Genomic DNA, 20529 nt, shown 5'->3' with positions numbered 1-20529 from the left:
AAAAGGATTGTTAGAGATACATGAGGCAATCACTACAGCTGCGCATGGGCCAGCAACTTACAATGACACCTCAGTTGCAACAGGCTATTCGCTTGCTGCAATTAAGCACATTGGATCTTCAGCAAGAAATACAAGAAGCGCTCGACAGCAACCCATTACTTGAGGTTGAGGAGCAAGACTATGCCGATGACCTTGCGGGCAAAAATGAGCAAAAAGCGGATAACGATGAAGTTACAGTAAGCGCATCTGCCGATGAAGCCCCCAGCGAGTTCGAACAAGACAGTGGTGAAGCCCTTGCTAAAGATACCGTAAGTGACGACATGGCAATGGACGTTAGCTGGGATGAGTACATGAGTGCAGCCCCTGCATCCTCTTCAGGCCCAATGCCTGAAGATGAGTCTATATATCAGGGCGCATCAACTGAAACGCTTCACGAGTACTTAATGTGGCAATTACAATTAACGCCATTTAGCCCTACAGATGAAGCCATTGCTATTGCAATAGTTGAAGCGGTGGATGATTCAGGCATACTGACACTCAGTTGCGAAGAGATTTTAGAGAGCTTTAATCAAGATAACGACGATGACGTTGAGGTTGAACTTGATGAAATAGAGGCGGTTTTAAAGCGCATTCAGCTATTTGACCCAGTGGGTATTGCAGCACGAAGCTTACAAGAATGTTTATGTATTCAGTTAAATCAGTTTGATAAAGGCACCCCTTTTATTGATGAAACAAAAATGATTTTAACCGAGCACATAGATTTGTTAGCTGCTCGCGACTACCGTACATTAATGAAAAAAACGAAGCTCAAAGAAGATGAGCTTAAAGAAGTAATGACACTTATTCATACGCTTAATCCAAAGCCTGCAGACACAATAGTGCGAGAAGAGTCTGAGTATGTAATACCTGATGTGTCGGTTAAGAAAATTAAAGGCCGCTGGGTAGTTGAACTAAACCCAGACAGCATGCCAAAAATTCGTGTAAACAGTCAGTATGCTGCAATGTCGCGTACAGTTAAATCGAGCGGTGATAGCCAATTTATTCGCTCACATTTACAAGAAGCTAAATGGTTTATAAAAAGTTTAGAAAGCAGAAACGACACGCTTTTAAAAGTGACAAACTGTATTGTAAAGCAACAACAAGGCTTTTTTGAACACGGCCCAGAAGCCATGAAACCTATGGTTTTAAATGATGTTGCCGAAATGGTAGAAATGCACGAATCAACAATTTCGCGTGTAACTACTCAAAAGTATATGCACACACCGCGTGGAATATTTGAGCTTAAATACTTTTTCTCAAGCCACGTAAGCACCGAAAATGGTGGGGAATGTTCATCTACAGCGATACGTGCACTTATTAAAAAATTAATCGCAGCAGAAAACTCAGCAAAACCATTGAGTGATAGCAAAATTGCGGATATATTGGCTGAGCAAGGAATTAAAGTAGCAAGACGTACAATCGCAAAATATCGCGAATCTCTTGCTATTCCACCGTCAAATCAGCGAAAGAGCCTGATTTAAGACGCTAAACAAAGAGGGTAATGCTTATGCAACTAAATTTAACTGGTCGTCATGTAGAACTAACTGATTCATTAAGAGACTATATAAATACCAAATTTGCGAAGCTAGAAAGGCACTCTGATCATATTAATAATGTTCATGTCATTCTTGATATAGAAAAATTAAATCAAAAAGCAGAAGCAACTATTCATGTAAGTGGTGCTGAACTATTCGCATCCACTGAACATCAAGATATGTATGCAGCGATTGATTCACTGATTGACAAGCTTGACCGTCAAGTCATTAAACACAAAGAGAAGCTTGCTCGACACTAATATGATGAAACTAAGTTCACTTATATGCCAGGACTGCAGCAAAGCTGCGGTCCTTTTTAATAGTAAAAAAAGAATTTTAGAGTTTATTAGCGAGCTTGCTCACGATAAATTACCGTATTTGTCTCAACAGGATATTTTAGGCGCCTTGTTAACTCGCGAAAAGCTAGGTAGCACAGGAATAGGAAGAGGCATAGCTATTCCACATGGTCGAATGAGCGGCGCACAAGAACCTTTAGCATTGGTGTTAGTAAGTGAAACACCGATTAACTTTGATGCTATAGACAATCGACCTGTTGATATTTTTGTTGCACTCATCGTACCTGATGGTGATAACCAGCAACACTTAAAGACGCTAGCAACGATAGCTGATAAACTAAAAAATAAAGAATTTTGCAAGCAGCTACGCTGTGCTAAATCGGACGCCGAGCTGTATCAAATTATTGTTGACCAATCTTAATAAATTTAAAAGGTGATTAATGGAGTTGATTATCATAAGTGGCCGTTCTGGTTCTGGTAAGTCGGTTGCTTTACGCGTTGTTGAAGATCTAGGTTATTATTGCGTAGATAACATCCCCGTAAATTTATTACCTTCTTTGGTAAGAAGCGTTTCTGATAACTACGATAAAATTGCAGTTAGTATTGATGTGCGAAATTTGCCAAAAGAGCAAGATGAATTTAATCACATCATTGAATATTTACCGGGTTTTACAAAACCAACACTATTTTATTTAGACAGTGAAGATCAAACATTAATAAAACGTTTTTCAGAAACAAGACGCTTGCACCCTTTATCAATCGATTCGCTACCACTTGATTTAGCTATAAAAAAAGAAAAAGAACTACTTGATGTGCTAACTACTCGTGCCGATTACATTATTGATACTAGCGATTTGAGTGTTCATCAACTCGCTGAATCAATTCGTGAAAAAATATTAGGTAAAAAAGACAAGCAGCTAATTGTCACATTTGAATCATTTGGTTTTAAACATGGCATTCCTAAAGAAGCAGATTACGTATTTGATGCACGCTTTTTACCTAACCCGCACTGGGAACCTGAACTAAAGCCACTCAATGGTTTAGACCAGCCAGTAAAAGATTATTTAGCTAGCCACAGCATTGTTCAAAAATTCACATGGCAAATACAAACCTTTGTGCAAACATGGCTACCTCATTTAGAACGCAATAACCGTAGCTACTTAACGATTGCTATTGGTTGTACTGGCGGACAACATCGCTCTGTATATTTAGCGCAAACAATTGGTGAAAGCTTTGCTGTTACGCATCCCAATGTAAAAATACGCCACAGAGAACAAGAAAAATAATTTACATAAACTAATAACCTGTTCAGCTTCGATAGAGTAATGTATGCGTATAGAAGACACTTTTTTAATACAAAATAAATTGGGGCTACATGCCAGGGCTGCGACAGTATTAGCCCAACTCGCTGTTAAATTTGATGCCTCAATCACTTTATTTCAAGATGACAAAGAAGCTGCTGGTGATAGTGTATTAGCACTGATGCTACTTGAAAGTAGCCAAGGTAAAGAAGTTAAAGTGGTATGTGAAGGACCTGATGCAGAACAAGCTTTAAATGCTATTGGAGAGCTTATTTCGCAACGATTTAATGAAGAAGAGTAGCGTTAATTTTTAACATTTAGATAAAATAACTATAATCAAAATAACTGGCTGCTAGGTCGTACTCCCCCACCCACTAGGTAACAGTTACAGTATATATAAAGGACGCCAATGCCCGAAGCTTTTGAACAAGACTACCCACTACAACAACTAAAGCAAGTGACTAAGTCACTTAATAGTGGCCAGTTTGTTCAAGTTAGACGCATGCTCGCAAAAACAGCCCCATGTGATACGGCTTTATTACTAGAATCCTCTCCACATAAAATTCGCCGATTACTTTGGCAACTTGTTGACCCTGATGTTCAAGGTGATGTACTAGAAGAATTATCAGAAGACGTACGTTTGGGCATCATAGCCCAAATGGAACCTAAGCATATTGCTGCCGCTACTGAAGACATGGGGCACGATGACTTAGGTGAAGTATTACGTAGTTTGCCTGACACTGTTTATCAAGACGTTGTTAGCGCCATGGACACCCAAGATAGAGAGCGCGCAACACAAGCGCTATCTTATCAAGAGCGTTCTGCCGGCGCACTCATGAACACCGATACGGTAACTATTCGTCCAGACGTTACCATTGATGTAGTACTGCGCTACATTCGACTTCGTGGAGAATTACCTGAAGGCACCGATGATCTGTATGTAGTAGATAAACATAACTGCTTTATTGGTGCTTTATCGCTGAGTACATTGCTGACTAACTCACCAGAAAAAATTGTTCGCGATTTAATGGATGAGGAGTGTGAGTCAATTCCTATATCTATGGACGAAAGTGAAGTTGCACAACTTTTTGAGCGCCATAATTGGATCTCGGCCCCAGTTGTTGATGACAACGATCAGCTACTTGGTCGTGTCACGATCGATGATATTGTTGACGTAATTCGCGAAGATGCCGAACATAGTTTACTGAGTTTGGCGGGCCTTGATGATGAAGAAGATACCTTTGCTCCTGTCTTAAAAAGCTCTAAAAAACGCTCAGTATGGTTAGGAGTTAACTTATTAACTGCGCTTGCGGCCGCCTTTGTAGCCAGTTTTTTTGAAAGCACACTCGATATCTTACCCATTTTAGCAGTGCTTAATGGCATTGTTCCTTCTATGGGCGGTGTTGCTGGCAGTCAATCACTTACGCTTGTTATTCGTGGTATAGCTGTTGGCCATATAAATCAAACCAACCAACGCTTTTTAATGATGAAAGAACTCGCTATTGGAGCACTCAATGGTATTTTGTGGTCATTGTTGATAGCGGGTGTCATTGCACTTTGGCAGTGGGACTTTATGCTCGGCGGCGTACTCGCTTTTGCCATGTTTATGAACTTAGTTGTGGCAGGGGTCGCTGGTGCAAGTATCCCTATTTTACTTAAAAAAATGAATATAGATCCCGCACTTGCAGGCAGTGTAGTGCTGACAACAGTTACCGATATTGTGGGTATTTTTGCCTTTTTAGGCACCGCTACCTGGCTATTAATATAAGTATAAAACTGTCACAAAAAAACGCGCAGTTAATGTATAGCTGCGCGTTTTTAGTTATCCAATAGAAGCTACCTGGCTTTTTGTCTATTTCCACCCACTTTAGGTTTTGTATTAGCCTTTTTAAATTGGCTAAATCCCGTATGGCGTGTAAGCGCTGGGCGACCACCTTTGCGGCCTTTATTAACGATTTTACCCGCTTTTTCATCGCGGCCTTCTTCTGGTACTAAACAATTTGGCCCTTTGCCAATTAAATTAGCCTTACCCATTTTACGAAGTGCTTCACGTATCATTGGCCAACCTGATGGATCGTGATAGCGCAAAATAGCTTTGTGTAATCTACGCTGGCGAGCTCCTTTTGGCACAGGCACTACTTCACTATTATTTTTAATATTACGCAGTGAGTTCATCTCGGTATGATAAATAGTGGTCGCATTCGCCATTGGAGATGGATAAAAGTTTTGCACTTGGTCCAACTTAAAGTCGTTAGACTTAAGCCATAAAGCCATGTTTACCATATCTTCGTCTTTCGTTCCTGGATGCGCAGAAATAAAATACGGAATTAAATACTGCTTTTTACCCGCTTCTTTCGAGTACTTATCAAATAATTCTTTAAATTGATCGTAAGCACCCATGCCTGGCTTCATCATTTTTGATAATGGGCCGTCTTCAGTGTGCTCTGGCGCTATTTTTAGATACCCGCCCACATGATGTGTCACCAGCTCTTTAACATAGCGAGGATCGCGTACAGCAAGGTCATAGCGAACGCCCGAAGCGATAAGAACTTTTTTAATGCCTTTTACATCACGTGCTTTTTTGTATAAATCGATTGTTGGCGTGTGATCCGTGTCCATATGCTTACAAATATCAGGGTATACGCACGATAACCGTCGGCAGGTACTTTCTGCTTTTTTGCTTGTACAACGTAATTTGTACATGTTGGCCGTTGGCCCACCTAAATCGGAAATAACGCCAGTAAAACCGGGCACTTTATCTCTGATCTGTTCAATTTCTTCAATAATGGACTCTTGCGATCGGCTTTGAATAATTCGCCCTTCGTGCTCTGTAATCGAACAGAATGAACACCCACCAAAACAGCCGCGCATAATATTCACCGACGTTTTTATCATGTCGTAAGCGGGGATTTTAGCGTCGCCATAGCTTGGGTGAGGAATTCGTTGGTAAGGTAATCCAAATACCGCATCCATTTCATGTGTTTCTAACGGGTAAGCCGGCGGATTCACCCAAATAGAGCGATCGCCATGACGTTGAAACAACGCTCTTGCACAACCAGGGTTAGTTTCTTGATGTAATATCCTTGAGGCATGCGCGTATAAAGGTTTGTTAACACTTACTTGCTCGTAGGCTGGAAGTTTAACATACGTTTTTTCCCATGGCTTAGGGCGCGCTGGCTGCACGGTAATAGGCTTTGCAGCTTCTGCTTTTAAATCAATACCAGCTTGTTTAAACTCAGACTTGCTACAGCCAACATCATCGGCTCCGTAAGGGTTTGGAATGGGGTCTATTTTACCTATTTTATCAATAGCTGTTGAATCACTCCCCCGCCAGCCAGGTAGTGGTTCTTTGCGGATAACAGCGGTACCACGGATATCTTGAATAGTATCCATCGTTTCGCCACCGGCAATACGGTGGGCAACCTCAACTAATGGGCGCTCAGCATTACCATAAATTAATATATCGGCTTTTGAATCAAACAAAATGCTACGGCGCACTTTTTCTTGCCAATAGTCATAGTGAGCAATCCTACGAAGGCTTGCCTCAATACCGCCAATAACAATAGGAATACCTTTATATGCTTCACGACATTTTTGAGAATAAATCATCACCGCACGATCTGGGCGTTTACCCCCTACGTTGTCAGGAGTATACGCATCGTCATGACGCATGCGCTTTTCAGCTGTATAACGGTTAATCATAGAATCCATGTTGCCGGCCGTTACACCAAAAAATAGGTTGGGTCTGCCAAGCTCCATAAATGCATCTTTTGTATCCCATTTAGGCTGAGCAATTATACCCACCCTAAACCCTTGCGCTTCAAGTACACGCCCAATTACGGCCATACCAAAACTTGGGTGATCAACATATGCATCGCCACTAATAATTATTATGTCGCAGCTATCCCAGCCAAGTGCATCCATTTCTTCGCGTGATGTGGGTAAAAATGGTGCGGTGCCATAACACTCAGCCCAATACTTTGGGTAAGAGAATAAGGCGCGCTTAGCTTTGAGTGTGCTCATAAATGTGACCGTTGAATAACAAAAGGCGCAAATTATACACCATAGCCTTGTTTATATATACAACATTACAGGAGATGAAATACCTTTAACGCTAACCCTATAATTATCTATGTATTTCGTTTACTAATGAATTCTATTAACTTGTTTTCAGGCATGGGCTTTGCGTACATAAACCCTTGCACTTCATCACATCCTAAATCTTTTAAAAACTTAGCTTGCTCTTGCGTTTCAACGCCTTCTGCTATTGTTTTTAACCCTAACTTTGCACCTAATGAAATTACCAGCCCTGCAATGGCTCCCGTATCGCCATTATCTAAATCTTTAATAAATGCTCTATCAATTTTTAACCTGTCTATGGGTAGGCTTTGAATATAACTTAATGAAGAAAACCCTGTGCCAAAGTCATCAATAGCCACTTCAATACCCAATGCCTTGAGCTCCCTTAGTGTATTAATAACCGTATCTAATTCATCCATCACAACACTTTCAGTGACTTCAAGCTCTATATTTTTTGGATCAACACCGTATTTTAGTAAGGTATTTTTAACTGTTTGCGCATACCCTTTTACTTTAAATTGTGGAACCGATACGTTAACAGCAATACAAATTTCGGTTCCTTCATTTTCTAATCTTTTTTGCTGTTGGCAAGCTTGCTCCAACACCCACTGCCCTATATCAACAATAAGCCCAGCATCCTCAGCTAATGGTATAAATACCGCAGGTGAAATATACGTGCCATTTTCTAATGGCCATCGTAATAGTGCCTCACAACCAATTAAAGATAAATCATCAAATGCAAGTTGTGGTTGATACCACACTTCCAGTTTCCCTCTGGCAAAGTCGTGGCGCAGCTGTCTAATTAAGCCTAATCGCCACTCCATTTTTTCTTGCATATCAATACTGTAATAAACACCTTCTTTATGTTTGGTTTTTTTAGCATGATTTAAAGCAATATAAGCCACTTTTAACGTTTCAATACCAGAACCTTGAAAGTCTTGTTGTTGGCATAAGCCAATTCTAAAATCGATGGGTAACACATGTTCCGCAGCAGAAAATGACGGACTTAACTTTTCATTAAAATCAGTTAGAACAAATTCACTTTTTGGGATTAAAAAACCAAATACATCCGCCCCTACTCGCGAGAGTAACTGGGCTGTTGGTACAATAGTTCGTAGGCGCTCAACAATAGCAATAAGTAGCTTATTTCCTACATCTTGCCCTAAGCCATCATTTATATCTGAAAAGTTGATAACATCTAACAAAACAAACACATATTTATTTTCACTTACGTTTTGAAAATCATCTATGCGTTCAATAAAGTCAGTTCTATTTGAAATACCAGTGAGTAAGTCTTTATAAGCTGCATCTCTGAGTTTTACAAACAGCCGTATATTATCGAGCGCAATACTAATATTAGTTAAAAATATTTCGGCAAACTGCAATTGAATATCTGTAGGTGCTCCACCACACTCAATATACAAAGCAGCTTTACGGTGCTTACTTTTTAAAATAAAGGTGATGCTGTTATCTGTATATTGATGAGCAAGCTGTTCAAAAGAGGTCTCAACCTGAGATAATGCAGTTTGGTTAATATTTACTAACTGTTCACCAAAATACTCTTCGTACTTTTCACATCCACCCAGGACCTGAATAAAATTTTCACCATCAAGCTTGGTGCAAATTAATCCTCTAGATTTACAACCTAAAATAACCCCCATAAATTCAAGTGCTTTATTGCACAATACTTTTATATCTGTTTGCCCCAAAATGTATTTAGATGCAGATAAAATAGTATTCATTGCTTGGGCTTGGTACTCAAGTAGGCATATCTGTTCATAAGAACGAATAGCAGCAATAAGCGTTGTCACAAGTTTTGAGCGTGTCAGCTCTGTTTTAGTTTTGTAATCGTTTATATCGTATTCACGAATAACTTTTTCTTCGGGGATATTAGCTGCTTGGCCCGTACGTAAAATAATGCGAACGCGTTTGTTATTTAGAATGTCTCTGACATGTTTAACCACCTGAAAGCCGGCATCGTCAGTTTCCATAATAACGTCTAAAAAAATAACAGATATATCATTAGGCTGAGTAAGTATATTTTTGGCCTCAGCGCCAGAATATGCATGATGAAACCTAAGCCTAGCACCACCATAGTCTAGTCCAGATAATGCGAGTTTTGTAACCGTATGAATTTCTTCGTCGTCGTCTACAATTAAAATATCCCAATAACGAGATGGCTCAACAACTATTTCGTCGTCTTGCTGTGGGTCTAAAAATAGAAAATCATTTTGTTCAGACGACATATTTACCCTTTTTCTGGTACTGCTTAATGCTTAAATATTCTAACGTAATGTTTAAAAAGCTATAAATTTAGTTTTTGGCTTATGATCTAATTCATACTATAGTCGATTAACAAAAAGTTGTTATATATATAGTTAAAAAAACTACCAAAGGTATGGTTATTAAATTATTAAAAGTACTGTTCAAATACGTATTAGTTTTACTACTTATAATAGTCGTAGTCGGATTACTGCTGCCTCAAGATTATCGTGTAAGTAAACACGTAGAAATTAATGCCAATACCAGCACAATAAAAACACTTGTTGCCGACTTTAACCAATGGCACACATGGTCACCTTGGCAGCAAGTAGACCCCACCATTGAGTTTATTGTTAATGAACCTGGCGCTGGTGTAGGCGCTCATCAATCATGGATAGGAAAATGGGGATATGGTGAAATGACTATAACCTCCCTAAGTGATGATGAAATGTCGTTCAACATATTGCTAAATAATGAACATATTATTGAAGGTACACTCACATTTTCACCACAGGCAAATGCCAATATCGTGACCTGTTATATTGAGGGACAATCAACGACTCTTCTCATTTCAGGCTATATGGCACTCGTATATGAGTATATTTTAAATAACACTCTAGAGCTTGGGTTAAATAATTTAAAAACCGTAGCACAATTAAGCGATATACAAAGCGTAGCAAATAGCCATGACAGTAAAAACAGCACAAGCACGGATTAATCTAGCTAATATAATAGAATCGTTACTTGGCTACCCTGTGACTAAGGTGCCCAACAACGACACTTCGCCATCATCAGAACAAAGTTACAATACAAAAGGGCAAGTAAAACCGCTGTACCATATAAATAGCGAACACCCTTTGCTGACTCGCGCAAAGCAAAGACACGATTTACTGGCTATTAAGCGCCAACAAAATATAGAAGCTATTTTAACCAAAGCAATGGAGTTTTGCCCCGATGTAGCTAGCAATAAACACCCTGATGCAGATTGGGTTGAACACTTTATTGCTTTATGTGAGGACACCTCAAATAGCTCTATGCAAGCATTGTGGGCAAAAATTTTAACCGGTGAAACATTAAGCCCGGGGACTTTTTCAATTAAAAGCTTACAAACACTAAAACACATGACTCAGCGCGAAGCCGACTCTTTGCAAAAATGCGTGTCTTTGTCAGGTTATAATGAAAAAGACGATAGCCACTTTATTTTACTTGGCTTTTATAAAAAACCGTCTTTATTCGACCTGCTTCGTAAAGGAAATAAAGTGTCATTAAATTTAGGTAAAACAGGAATAAGCTTTCCTGATATTTTGACTTTAATGGATTTGAATTTGCTTTACAGAAAAGAAATCGAATCTGCGGTACTTAAAGCTGGCCAAGAACTCACGTTGTCGTTTTTATCTCAAAAGGTGACGCTTAAAGCAAAAAATAGTGATTTGGTTTTAAGCTATTACAAATTCACACAAACCGGCGATGAACTATCTAAACTCATACGATTTCCTGTAAATAAAGTATATAAGCAGCTGGTAAACACGGCACTAGAGGGAGAGTTTGATTTAGCGTGGCATACTACAAAATAGGACGCCACGCTTTGTTTAATTAGAAGGCACTAATTAAAAATGAATCTGAATACCTGCAAACGGACCCGATGCGTCAATATCAGTCGTAATGTCATCAATATCGTCAAGCTCTAATACCATTGATCGGTAACCCGCTTTAACAGCAATATCTACAGCTAAGTTATCTACAAGTTCCCAAGCAACACCTACTTGATAATCTTGCACTTTACTATCTTCAATTGCCAAAAGGCTGCCTTCAAAAAACACACTTAAACCAGTAAGTGGTAAGCCTGCTTCTGCACGCGCGTATGCAAGTGGTACAAAACCAGAAAACTCAACAGTTTCAGTAAAGTTTGCGCCGCCATCTTGCGTTGTACCATTGACAATGATGTCACCGTCAAACTGCTTTGCGTTTAGGCCTAAATCAATAGAAATCAAATCATTATCAAATATTTCGTAATACAAAATGTAATCTACATGCGTTAAATCGCTTACAGAATTAACGGTTGTACCCACTACATAGTCTGAACCATTAAAGCTAAATGTATCATTTAGCACTGTAGAGCCATTTAATTCAAGTTCAGTGTATTTAAGCTTTAGGTTAGGTACTAAAGGCACCGGATGCTCAAGCGCGGCGTAATAGCTTATGTATGTTTCATCTTCAAAGTTAAAATCTTGAGGTGCATTTGCTTTGTAAGAAAGCTGACCTTCATTATCCGACTGCCAACCATCAACACCTACATATAAACCTAATAGGGTATCAGCCTGAGCTACAGGTGCTAAACATGCCATAGATAAGGCAGCTGCTAAACAATACTTTTTCATTTTTTATCCTTGCGCTAATAGTTCGCTAAGTTCGATTAAAGCCGCGTTGGCTCTAGAAATATAATTTGCCATAACAAGAGAATGATTAGCAACATAGCCAAAGCCATTGCCGTTCAAAATTAGTGGGCTCCATACGGTTTCTTGAGTGGCCTCAAGTTCACGAATGATTTGCTGTAAGCTTACACGTGCGTTTTTCTTTTCTAGTACATCATTAAAGTCGTACTCAACGGCTTGTAAAAAGTGCAGTAATGCCCATGTTGCACCGCGAGACTCATAAAACACATCGTCAATATCAAGCCATGGCGTTCTTACTTGCTGCTGCAAAGGAGCAAGCGTTGCCTGCTTATTTGAAGAATTACCAGCTAAGTCGGTATTCACCTTATCTTGGCCAACACTTGCACTTAAACGCTGACTTAAGCTGCCTAAACGCTTTTCAGCCTCTTTTAACCAGCTGCGTAAGTTATCAGCCCGTGCATAAAACTGGCTGTCGCGTTCATGCTGATGAGCCATTTGCGTACGATAAACAATTAAGTAATCAATCCCTTTTTGGTATTCACCCTCTGCACTAGGCCACGCCCAAGCTTCAGAACTTATATTAAATTGAGGTTGTGCTTTTTTAAGCGCTTCATGTTCAGTTGATTGCGATTGAGAACGGCTAAAATCTTTTCTCATAGAAAGTGATAAATCACGAACCATTTCAAGTGCGCCATACTCCCAAGCAGGCATATCATCCATAATAATGCTGGGTGGCATAACGTCGTTTGATAAATACCCGCCCGGCTTATCAAGCAGCGTATTTGCAACAGTGATAAGTGTCGATGTAGTAATGTAACCCGTCACCATCGTTTCATTTCGAAGTTGTGCTTGCTCTTTTGCACTTTCAACCACATCAAAACGTGAAGGCTCAGTACTCCAGTAAACGGCAATGGCGTAAAATATAATAAGCAGTATAGCTATAATGCCTGCTATTTTTCCTTTGTGTTGCGACATGTAAACTCCTAATGATGAGAATGTTGTGCTGACGACTTAGCTTTATTTATTTGCGACTCTAGCGTAACCACCTCAATATTTGTAAACAAGCGATTACCATCACTAAAATATAGCGTTAGTTTGCGTTCTTGCCCCGCTTTTAAAAGTTCTTGCGGCTCAAATACCATTAAATGATAGCCTCCAGGCTGAAAATCGACACTTTCATGCGCTTTCACAATGACCGATTCAACCTTTTGCATTTTCATCATACCATCAACATGTGCATGCTCATGTATTTCAACACGTGCTAGTCCGTCAATGCTGGCCTTTGTTAATGTTGCATTTACATCACTATGATTAGAAATAGTTAAGTAGGCGGCACTTGCTTTACTACCAGGTAAGAACTCTCTTACTTGCGCGTTACTTACTTCAAGCTGTGCGGTATCGGCTGAATGGTTATGGCCAGAGTGCGCAGCCAAAGATGACGAAAAAAAACTAAAAGCCAATGCAGACACAAAAGATAAACACAATTTTGTCATCATTTTAATCCTTGTAAAAACGTAATATCACACGTTAAATTTAACATAGTTAACGGGGAATAGTGAGTTAAATTAAGGATTAAGAAACCACTTTTTTGTTATCAGCCACTAACCAGCACAGTACCGCAATAAATAATAATGGCCATGCAATCATCACTGAGCCAAATAGCAAAGCCAAAACGGTACCAATAACAGCCACTGCTGCTGCACCAATTAAACCTAAAGCCACTAACGCAGCAATTGCGGCAACGGCTACAATGGCTATAAGTACACTCACCAATTCAACACCAACCCAGCTCATATCTGCAATCCACAATGGAAACTGCCACGTATCAAAGTTTAAAAATGAGAATGAGTTAGTAAAAAACACCAAATAAATGAGTATACAAACAGCTATAGCTTTCATTTTAAAATTCCTTAATATGCTTTTCTTCTAAACAGCAATGCGCAATAAAATAACTAAGCGCAACTACAAACGGAAAACTTAAAAACAGTAAAATAGTAACCAAACGTGTTGCCCACACCGGAAAATCTAATCGGTAAGCTAAGCCACTACATACGCCAGATATCTTTTTATTTAGCGTGTCTTTAAACCAACCACGCTGATGATTAAATCGACTCATAATTCCTCCTAGGCGCTTTGTTTAGAACTAACATTTAAGCATGCTTTTAAACTAGCCAGCTCGGTGTCAATTTTTTCGTTTTTAACAAGTGACTCGATTTGAGTTGCCGTCGAATTAGCTTTATCAGTTAACTCATACGCCTCGACTTGTGCTTCAATACCCTCAACACGTTGCTCTATTTGCTCAAAACGAGAGAGTGCATGAGTTACTTTATCGCTATTTAACTGCGTATTTATATGCGACCTGGCAACGGCTACATCATGGCGCTGCGCTAGTTGAGCTTGCTTTGTTTTTGCCTCTGCTATTTTTTGTTGAAGGCGTTCACAGTCAGATCTAATTTTTAATAAAGACTCTTGTAAAGTCTCACGTTGAGCTTGTTTCTTTTCAATGCTTTCGCTTACAGCTTGTTTAGAAATGAGTGCTGACTTTGCAAGGTCATCGCGACCTTTTTCAATTGCTAACTCAGCTTTAGATTGCCATGTCGTAAGCTCTGCTTTTTTAGTATCAAGGTGACGATTAATTGCTTTTTCTTCACATAAAAGCGCAGCTGCTGTGCTTCGGCATTCGTTTAATGCATCCTGCATATCGTTAAGCATTAAGTTAACAAGCTTTTGAGGATCTTCAGCTTTATCAAGCATTGCCACTATATTTGATTGAATAACATCGTTTACGCGATTAACTATTCCCATTGTATTCTCCTGTTGATTTTTAATTGATTACAACAAGTAGATTCCAAGAGTTATGCCAAGTCACTTTATATTAATAAAAGAAGCTTATTATCAAAGAGTTGAAATAAAAAAGATAACATTAAAATGACCACACACTGAATAGTGCTAAGTATAATTGGCCAATAAATTATGTTTTTGACTAATTTTTAGGATCAAAAAAGCCACTGTATAAGTGGCTTTATATGTTACGTTTGAAAAAAATTACTCGGGGACAAAGCTAAGTGCTTTATCCATTACAGATAAATCAGCCTGCTTACCATGGCCATTCTCTGAAAGGTGACGTCTAAAGCCTCGCGCACCAGGTTGTCCCTGAAAAATACCTAGCATATGACGTGCAACATGCCAAAAATTAGCGCCTAATCGCATTTCTTCTTCAATATAATCATACATTGAGCGTACAACATCATGACGGGTTTGCGTATTGGCTATATCCCCGTAAATTTTTTCATCAACCTCGTTAAGCATAAACGGATTACTGTAGGCCTCGCGCCCAACCATAACCCCGTCAATGTATTGAAGATGCTCAAGGCTTTGCTCAATCGTTTTCACGCCGCCATTAATACTTAAATCGAGTTGCGGATAATCTTTTTTAAGTTGATATACACGCGGGTAATCAAGTGGCGGGACTTCACGGTTTTCTTTAGGGCTTAAGCCATTTAGCCATGCTTTACGCGCATGGATAATAAAGTCATCACAGCCTACTTTATGGCTTGCTTCAATTAACGCACATAAAAACTCATACGAATCTTGCTCGTCTATGCCAATACGCGTTTTAACAGTCACCGGAATACTAACTTCACTTTTCATCGCCGCAACGCACTGAGCAACCAGTTCAGGTTCGGCCATTAAGCACGCACCAAAGCGACCATTTTGAACGCGATCTGATGGGCAGCCTACATTTAGATTAATTTCATCATAACCACGCTCCCCGGCAAGCTTTGCACATTTTGCCAATGCCTCAGGATCAGAACCACCCAATTGCAATGCAACAGGTCCCTCATGCTGGTTAAAATGCAAGTAGTCGCCTCGGCCAAACAAAATAGCGCCCGTGGTGATCATTTCTGTGTATAGCACGGTGTGCTTTGTCATTTTACGATGAAAAGTACGACAATGACGGTCAGTCCAATCCAACATTGGGGCGACAGAAAAGCGTCTGTTTAAAGTTGGTTTATCCAAAATATATTCATCCAAATGTAAAACCCAAGTGGGTATAAAAGCAAAGCAATTAAGGGAGGCGCATTTTACACAAAACCCCGACTAGCGGCAATATTAGCTATATACCTGCAAGCCAAAGTAATGCGCTATACCGTTTAAAATATTAGTAACTGCTACAGAGCTTAAAATAAGTCCCATTATTCTACTTATAATACTAGCGCCACTATCACCAATTACTTTATGCACATGTGTTGCAAGTAAAAGTAATATGAGTACCAAAGCCAAAACAGCAAGCATCATCGAGGACGTCATCAGTTGCTCAATCCAAGTAAACTCTTCATTACGCGTCATAAGCACAGCACCTAACATCGCACCAGGGCTTGCAATTGAAGGAATAGCTAATGGAAAGATGGCTGTTTCAGTGCTGTCACGTACGCTTTTTATTTCTGTTTCGGGTTTGCTTTCACCAAAAATCATCGACAGTGCAAAAAGCAGTAGTACTATGCCGCCCGCTATTTGAAAAGCCGACAATGGAATTTCAATCGCATTTAATAAAAGCTCACCAGCTACAACAAAAAATAGCAGCACAACAGCCGATACCCCAACGGCCTTGAAGATGACTTTGCGCTTAAATTTATCATCTTCTCCTCGGGTCACTGCAATAAATACAGGTACAGTTCCTATTGGGTCTATCACCGCAAAAAAGAAGATAAAAATGGCTAATAATTCGTTCATTTCGGGGTTTCCTAAATAAAAAGCGCCTAATAAAAACACTGCAACTACAACACAGTATGTTAGTATATCATGGTAGCGTAAGGATAAGAGAATGATGAATATAGAATCACTAGTTAGTAAAGCTAAGCAAGTATGTGACAACCGTGGCGCTCGTTTTACGCCTATCCGTGAAAAAGTATTTCGCTTATTAGCCAGTGCACAAGGCGGTGTAGGTGCCTATGACCTTCTAGAGCAACTCAAAATTACTGAGTCTGGTGCCAAGCCAGCCACTATTTATCGTGCATTAGACTTTTTAGCCGAACTAGGATTTATTCATAAAATTGAAAGCACCAACGCATTTATGTTGTGTCATCATTTTGATCATATTCATCCTGTACAATTGCTAATTTGCGATAACTGCGGATATGTTAAAGAACTTCACTCTACCGTTATCTCTCATGAGCTAAACAACTTAGCGGCAGAAAGTGGGTTTGTAGTATCAGGGCAAACAATTGAAGCACATGGTAAATGTGAGTCTTGCAGAGCTTTATAAAAACAAAATAATTCTTTATGGCTATACTAGTAAGTTGTAGCCATTCAATAGCACAAATTTAAGAGTATTCAGTATGAATGTAGAGTTTATCAATCCTTTTTTATCATCATTAATCAACGTGTTAAGCACCATGGCACAAACACAGTTGAAACCTGGTAAACCGCGCATTAAAACTGATGAAGTCGCCTGTGGCGATGTATCTGGTTTAATTGGTATGGTTGGCCCGCAAACGCGTGGGTCGTTCTCAATCACATTTGACGAAAGTCTAGCTCTTACAATTATGGAACGTATGCTTGGCGAGCGCCCAGACACTATTAATGAAGAAGTCACAGACATGGTGGGTGAAATCACTAATATGGTAACCGGTGGTGCAAAAAACCTGTTAGGCGAAAAAGGGTTTGATTTTGATATGGCTACACCTATTGTTGTTTCAGGTGCGGGCCATACAATAACACATAAAAGCCAAGGCAAAAAAATCATAATGCCATTTAGCAGCGACGCAGGCACTGCAAATATAGAAGTTAGTTTCGATACACTATGAGTTGGCAACAAAAAACAATTTCACTGAAGCCTCGTTCTCGGGGTTTTCACTTAATTGATGATGACGTTTTAAACCAACTCCCCGAAATTGCCCACTACAATGTAGGCATACTGCATTTATTTATTCAACATACATCGGCAAGCCTGACTATAAATGAAAATGCCGACCCGACTGTGCGCATAGATATGGAAAGTCACTTCAATAAATTTGTACCTGAGCGACAGCCTTATTATCGTCATGATTATGAAGGCGACGACGATATGCCTGCCCACATAAAAACCAGCACACTTGGTTGTGAGTTAAGTATTCCAATTTCAAATGGATACTTAGCTCTAGGAACTTGGCAGGGTATTTATTTAGGCGAGCACCGAGATGCTGGTGGCGCAAGGCGCATTATAGCAACTATTCAAGGAGAGCTGTTTTAACTGAAATTTCAAAACTTCTCAGTCAAAAAGTATTCACCCTCTTGCTTCAACTATACGACCTCAGGATAAAATATCGCTTTATTAATGAAAAGCTGGCTCTGCGCAAAAGTGATAACGTCAAATAATCAAAGCCTGAATGCTGAATATTGCAAATAGGAAAAATTAGGTAATAAAGGTTTGAATTATGCTTTTTAATGTAGATATTTTGAAGGGATAAAAATATTGGAGCGGTACACGAGGCTCGAACTCGTGACCTCGACCTTGGCAAGGTCGCGCTCTACCAACTGAGCTAGTACCGCATTTCTAAATTTTAACTCCAATTTCTTTGGTGAGAAATTGGAGCGGCACACGAGGCTCGAACTCGTGACCTCGACCTTGGCAAGGTCGCGCTCTACCAACTGAGCTAGTGCCGCATTTCTAAATTTTAACTCCAATTTCTTTGGTGAGAAATTGGAGCGGCACACGAGGCTCGAACTCGTGACCTCGACCTTGGCAAGGTCGCGCTCTACCAACTGAGCTAGTGCCGCATAATCGCTTGCTCAAGCACACTAACCCCGCGGGGGTTATCGTCTTGAGCGGGGCAGGATTCTACAATAATACGATGTGTTTGCAAGTGTTTTTTACAAATTAAAGAATTTTTCTCTGTATACCTTCAATTCCATAATCGAATCTTTAATGTCGTCTAAGGCAAGGTGAGAGCCTTTTTTATTCACTTGAGCGAGCACTTCTGGTTTCCAACGTCTAGCAAGTTCTTTAATCGTACTTACATCAAGGTTGCGGTAATGGAAAAAATCTTCGAGTTCACGCATATATTTATTCATAAAGCGTCTGTCTTGCCCAATTGAGTTACCGCACATTGGGGATGCACCTGCTGGCACCCATTGCTTTAAAAACTCTAATGTTTGCGCTACCGCATACTCTTCATCAAACGTACTTGCTTTACAACGCGCAGTTAAGCCTGATTTACCGTGCTGAGTAGTACACCACTCATCCATACCATTAAGTAATTCATCGCTTTGATGAATAGCAATAGTTGGCCCCTCGGCTAATATATTAAGGTCTGCATCAGTGACAACAGTTGCAATTTCAAGTATTTTATCGGTTGCAGGTTCAAGTCCGGTCATTTCCAGATCGAGCCAAATTAAGTTTGATTTATTAATAGTCATAATTACCTTAAACGGTGCTTTTCTTTAGATCCAACGCATTTCGATATATCATATTAGCATCAACCGTCGAGCTAAAGCTTTTTTTATACCAACTCGGTTAAGTATTATTGCGAATTGGTATTATGCTCAAAGCCGACATTTAAACAAGGTTATAGGCCAAACGTGGCAAAACAGAAAAAATTAAGTAAAGGCCAATCGCGTCAGATCAAGGCCAATCATCAAAAGCGTATTAATAGCGCAGGTTTAAAACCAGCTAAAAAAGGTGCCCAAGAGTGGCAGGCAGATAATTTAGGTCAGGTTGAAAGTGCCATTGTGATCAGTCGATTTGGCCAGCACGCTGATGTTGAAACGCAAAATGGAGACGTGCTTCGCTGTAATATACGTCGTACAGTATCTAATTTAGTGTGTGGCGACGAAGTGTTATTTCGTCGCGCTAAAGTCAGTGAAGGCGATTTAGCGGGAGTTATAGAAGCAACACAAGAGCGTCGCTCACAACTAACACGCCCTGACTTTTACGATGGTGTAAAAGTCATTGCTGCAAATATTGACCAAATACTGATGGTTTCTGCTGTGTTACCTGAGTTTACACCCAGCATTATTGACCGCTATTTAATTGCGTGTGAAGACATGGGTATTGAGCCTATTTTAGTCCTTAACAAAATCGACTTAATTGACGAAGCTGGCCTTAATGACATCCAAAAAGTGCTCGATATTTATCGCAAATTAAATTATCGCGTACTACTTGTTAGTAATATAACAGGCGAAGGAATTGATGAGCTTAAAGACATGCTTGTTGGTAAAAATAATATTTTTGTAGGCCAAAGTGGCGTGGGTAAATCAACCCTAGTAAATACTGTTCTGCCAGATGCCGAAATATTAACTAAAGAGGTATCAGAAAACAGTGGCTTGGGCCAACACACTACAACAGTATCACGCCTTCATCACCTACCCAGTGGTGGTAATTTAATTGACTCGCCGGGTATTCGTGAATTTGGGTTGTGGCATTTAGACGTTGAGCGTGTAACTTGGTGCTTTAAAGAATTTAGAGAATTTATAGGCGGTTGCCGTTTTAGAGACTGCAAACACTTAAACGATCCAAGCTGTATAATTAAAGAAGCCGTAGCTAATGGCGATATTTCGCAACTACGCTTTGACAGCTACCACCGAATTTTAGAATCAATGGCCGATGGCCGTGCCGGCGCTCGTGCGCCGCGTGTATAATTAA

General features: G+C 39.8%; 23 protein-coding genes and 3 tRNA genes. 12 read left to right on the top strand and 14 right to left on the bottom strand.

Annotation, left to right across the window (positions count from 1 at the left end; genetic code table 11):
• The first annotated feature begins 20 nt into the window (after positions 1–20).
• The 6 genes from ACFI34_RS15935 to mgtE all read left to right on the top strand — a co-directional run bounded on the left by ACFI34_RS15935 (position 21) and on the right by mgtE (position 4939).
• A complete protein-coding gene (locus ACFI34_RS15935; protein WP_462674200.1) occupies positions 21–1520 on the top strand; it encodes an RNA polymerase factor sigma-54 in 1500 nt (499 codons plus the stop codon).
• Positions 1521–1546: 26 nt separating this feature from the next.
• The gene (hpf, locus tag ACFI34_RS15930) at positions 1547–1834 is read left to right on the top strand and encodes a ribosome hibernation promoting factor (RefSeq protein ID WP_006792096.1); all 288 of its coding nucleotides are present in this window, start codon (positions 1547–1549) and stop codon (positions 1832–1834) included.
• A 4-nt stretch (positions 1835–1838) separates the two neighbouring features.
• Complete coding sequence (gene ptsN, locus ACFI34_RS15925) at positions 1839–2291, top strand: PTS IIA-like nitrogen regulatory protein PtsN (RefSeq protein WP_058551044.1); 453 nt, start codon at positions 1839–1841, stop codon at positions 2289–2291.
• A gap of 19 nt (positions 2292–2310) precedes the next feature.
• Positions 2311–3156 (top strand): RNase adapter RapZ, encoded by an 846-nt coding sequence (gene rapZ / locus ACFI34_RS15920; RefSeq protein WP_462674199.1) that lies wholly within the window; start codon positions 2311–2313, stop codon positions 3154–3156.
• A gap of 43 nt (positions 3157–3199) precedes the next feature.
• Positions 3200–3472 carry an HPr family phosphocarrier protein gene (locus ACFI34_RS15915; RefSeq protein ID WP_462674198.1) on the top strand — a complete coding sequence of 91 codons (273 nt, stop codon included), beginning with the start codon at positions 3200–3202 and terminating at the stop codon, positions 3470–3472.
• Between the two features lie 108 nt (positions 3473–3580).
• A complete protein-coding gene (gene mgtE / locus ACFI34_RS15910; RefSeq protein WP_462674197.1) occupies positions 3581–4939 on the top strand; it encodes a magnesium transporter in 1359 nt (452 codons plus the stop codon).
• A gap of 68 nt (positions 4940–5007) precedes the next feature.
• Here mgtE and ACFI34_RS15905 read toward each other — a convergent pair whose 3' ends face one another.
• Together ACFI34_RS15905 and ACFI34_RS15900 are read right to left on the bottom strand one after the other, a co-directional pair.
• Positions 5008–7194 (bottom strand): YgiQ family radical SAM protein, encoded by a 2187-nt coding sequence (locus ACFI34_RS15905; protein WP_462674196.1) that lies wholly within the window; start codon positions 7192–7194, stop codon positions 5008–5010.
• Positions 7195–7301: 107 nt separating this feature from the next.
• Positions 7302–9497, bottom strand: coding sequence for a bifunctional diguanylate cyclase/phosphodiesterase (locus ACFI34_RS15900; RefSeq protein ID WP_462674195.1), 2196 nt, complete (start codon positions 9495–9497; stop codon positions 7302–7304).
• A 152-nt stretch (positions 9498–9649) separates the two neighbouring features.
• Here ACFI34_RS15900 and ACFI34_RS15895 point away from each other — a divergent pair, with 152 nt between their 5' ends.
• Together ACFI34_RS15895 and ACFI34_RS15890 are read left to right on the top strand one after the other, a co-directional pair.
• Positions 9650–10231: an SRPBCC family protein gene (locus tag ACFI34_RS15895; protein WP_039036365.1), complete on the top strand. Its 582-nt coding sequence runs from the start codon at positions 9650–9652 to the stop codon at positions 10229–10231.
• A complete protein-coding gene (locus tag ACFI34_RS15890) occupies positions 10200–11087 on the top strand; it encodes a TIGR03899 family protein (RefSeq protein ID WP_462674194.1) in 888 nt (295 codons plus the stop codon). Before ACFI34_RS15895 ends, ACFI34_RS15890 begins: the two co-directional genes overlap by 32 nt.
• A gap of 33 nt (positions 11088–11120) precedes the next feature.
• Here ACFI34_RS15890 and ACFI34_RS15885 read toward each other — a convergent pair whose 3' ends face one another.
• The 8 genes from ACFI34_RS15885 to ACFI34_RS15850 form a co-directional block, all read right to left on the bottom strand.
• Positions 11121–11891: a TIGR04219 family outer membrane beta-barrel protein gene (locus ACFI34_RS15885; RefSeq protein WP_462674193.1), complete on the bottom strand. Its 771-nt coding sequence runs from the start codon at positions 11889–11891 to the stop codon at positions 11121–11123.
• Positions 11892–11894: 3 nt separating this feature from the next.
• Entirely contained in the window at positions 11895–12881 is a 987-nt protein-coding gene (locus tag ACFI34_RS15880) for a DUF2333 family protein (RefSeq protein WP_462674192.1), read from the bottom strand.
• Positions 12882–12889: 8 nt separating this feature from the next.
• Positions 12890–13399: a copper chaperone PCu(A)C gene (locus ACFI34_RS15875; protein ID WP_462674214.1), complete on the bottom strand. Its 510-nt coding sequence runs from the start codon at positions 13397–13399 to the stop codon at positions 12890–12892.
• Positions 13400–13478: 79 nt separating this feature from the next.
• Positions 13479–13805, bottom strand: a complete 327-nt coding sequence (locus ACFI34_RS15870) for a hypothetical protein (RefSeq protein ID WP_462674191.1) — start codon at positions 13803–13805, stop codon at positions 13479–13481.
• A 1-nt stretch (position 13806) separates the two neighbouring features.
• Positions 13807–14022, bottom strand: coding sequence for a PspC domain-containing protein (locus tag ACFI34_RS15865; protein ID WP_008130273.1), 216 nt, complete (start codon positions 14020–14022; stop codon positions 13807–13809).
• 8 nt (positions 14023–14030) lie between these two features.
• Positions 14031–14711, bottom strand: coding sequence for a PspA/IM30 family protein (locus tag ACFI34_RS15860; RefSeq protein ID WP_462674190.1), 681 nt, complete (start codon positions 14709–14711; stop codon positions 14031–14033).
• A 240-nt stretch (positions 14712–14951) separates the two neighbouring features.
• Positions 14952–15926: a tRNA dihydrouridine(20/20a) synthase DusA gene (dusA, locus tag ACFI34_RS15855; protein WP_462674189.1), complete on the bottom strand. Its 975-nt coding sequence runs from the start codon at positions 15924–15926 to the stop codon at positions 14952–14954.
• Between the two features lie 93 nt (positions 15927–16019).
• Positions 16020–16640, bottom strand: coding sequence for a MarC family protein (locus ACFI34_RS15850; RefSeq protein WP_006792079.1), 621 nt, complete (start codon positions 16638–16640; stop codon positions 16020–16022).
• 94 nt (positions 16641–16734) lie between these two features.
• Here ACFI34_RS15850 and ACFI34_RS15845 point away from each other — a divergent pair, with 94 nt between their 5' ends.
• From ACFI34_RS15845 to ACFI34_RS15835, 3 genes are all read left to right on the top strand, one after another.
• The gene (locus tag ACFI34_RS15845; protein WP_033019044.1) at positions 16735–17172 is read left to right on the top strand and encodes a transcriptional repressor; all 438 of its coding nucleotides are present in this window, start codon (positions 16735–16737) and stop codon (positions 17170–17172) included.
• Positions 17173–17245: 73 nt separating this feature from the next.
• Complete coding sequence (locus ACFI34_RS15840; protein ID WP_006792077.1) at positions 17246–17713, top strand: chemotaxis protein CheX; 468 nt, start codon at positions 17246–17248, stop codon at positions 17711–17713.
• The gene (locus ACFI34_RS15835) at positions 17710–18138 is read left to right on the top strand and encodes a secondary thiamine-phosphate synthase enzyme YjbQ (RefSeq protein ID WP_462674188.1); all 429 of its coding nucleotides are present in this window, start codon (positions 17710–17712) and stop codon (positions 18136–18138) included. The genes ACFI34_RS15840 and ACFI34_RS15835 overlap by 4 nt, the downstream gene beginning before the upstream one ends.
• Before the next feature lie 223 nt (positions 18139–18361).
• On the opposite strand, the gene ACFI34_RS15830 is transcribed toward ACFI34_RS15835, so the two are convergent.
• From ACFI34_RS15830 to orn, 4 genes are all read right to left on the bottom strand, one after another.
• Positions 18362–18437 (bottom strand) — tRNA-Gly (locus ACFI34_RS15830).
• Between the two features lie 38 nt (positions 18438–18475).
• Positions 18476–18551: transfer RNA gene (locus ACFI34_RS15825), tRNA-Gly, on the bottom strand.
• A 38-nt stretch (positions 18552–18589) separates the two neighbouring features.
• Positions 18590–18665: transfer RNA gene (locus ACFI34_RS15820), tRNA-Gly, on the bottom strand.
• Between the two features lie 93 nt (positions 18666–18758).
• Positions 18759–19304, bottom strand: a complete 546-nt coding sequence (gene orn, locus ACFI34_RS15815; RefSeq protein ID WP_008130263.1) for an oligoribonuclease — start codon at positions 19302–19304, stop codon at positions 18759–18761.
• A gap of 162 nt (positions 19305–19466) precedes the next feature.
• Between orn and rsgA the strand changes: the two genes are divergently transcribed.
• Positions 19467–20525: a small ribosomal subunit biogenesis GTPase RsgA gene (rsgA, locus tag ACFI34_RS15810; RefSeq protein WP_462674187.1), complete on the top strand. Its 1059-nt coding sequence runs from the start codon at positions 19467–19469 to the stop codon at positions 20523–20525.
• Positions 20526–20529: the final 4 nt, after the last annotated feature.

This window comes from Pseudoalteromonas sp. PSi26, from assembly GCF_054960575.1.
Note: the sequence above shows the minus strand (reverse complement) of the source record. Positions and strands in the feature narration are given on the sequence as shown.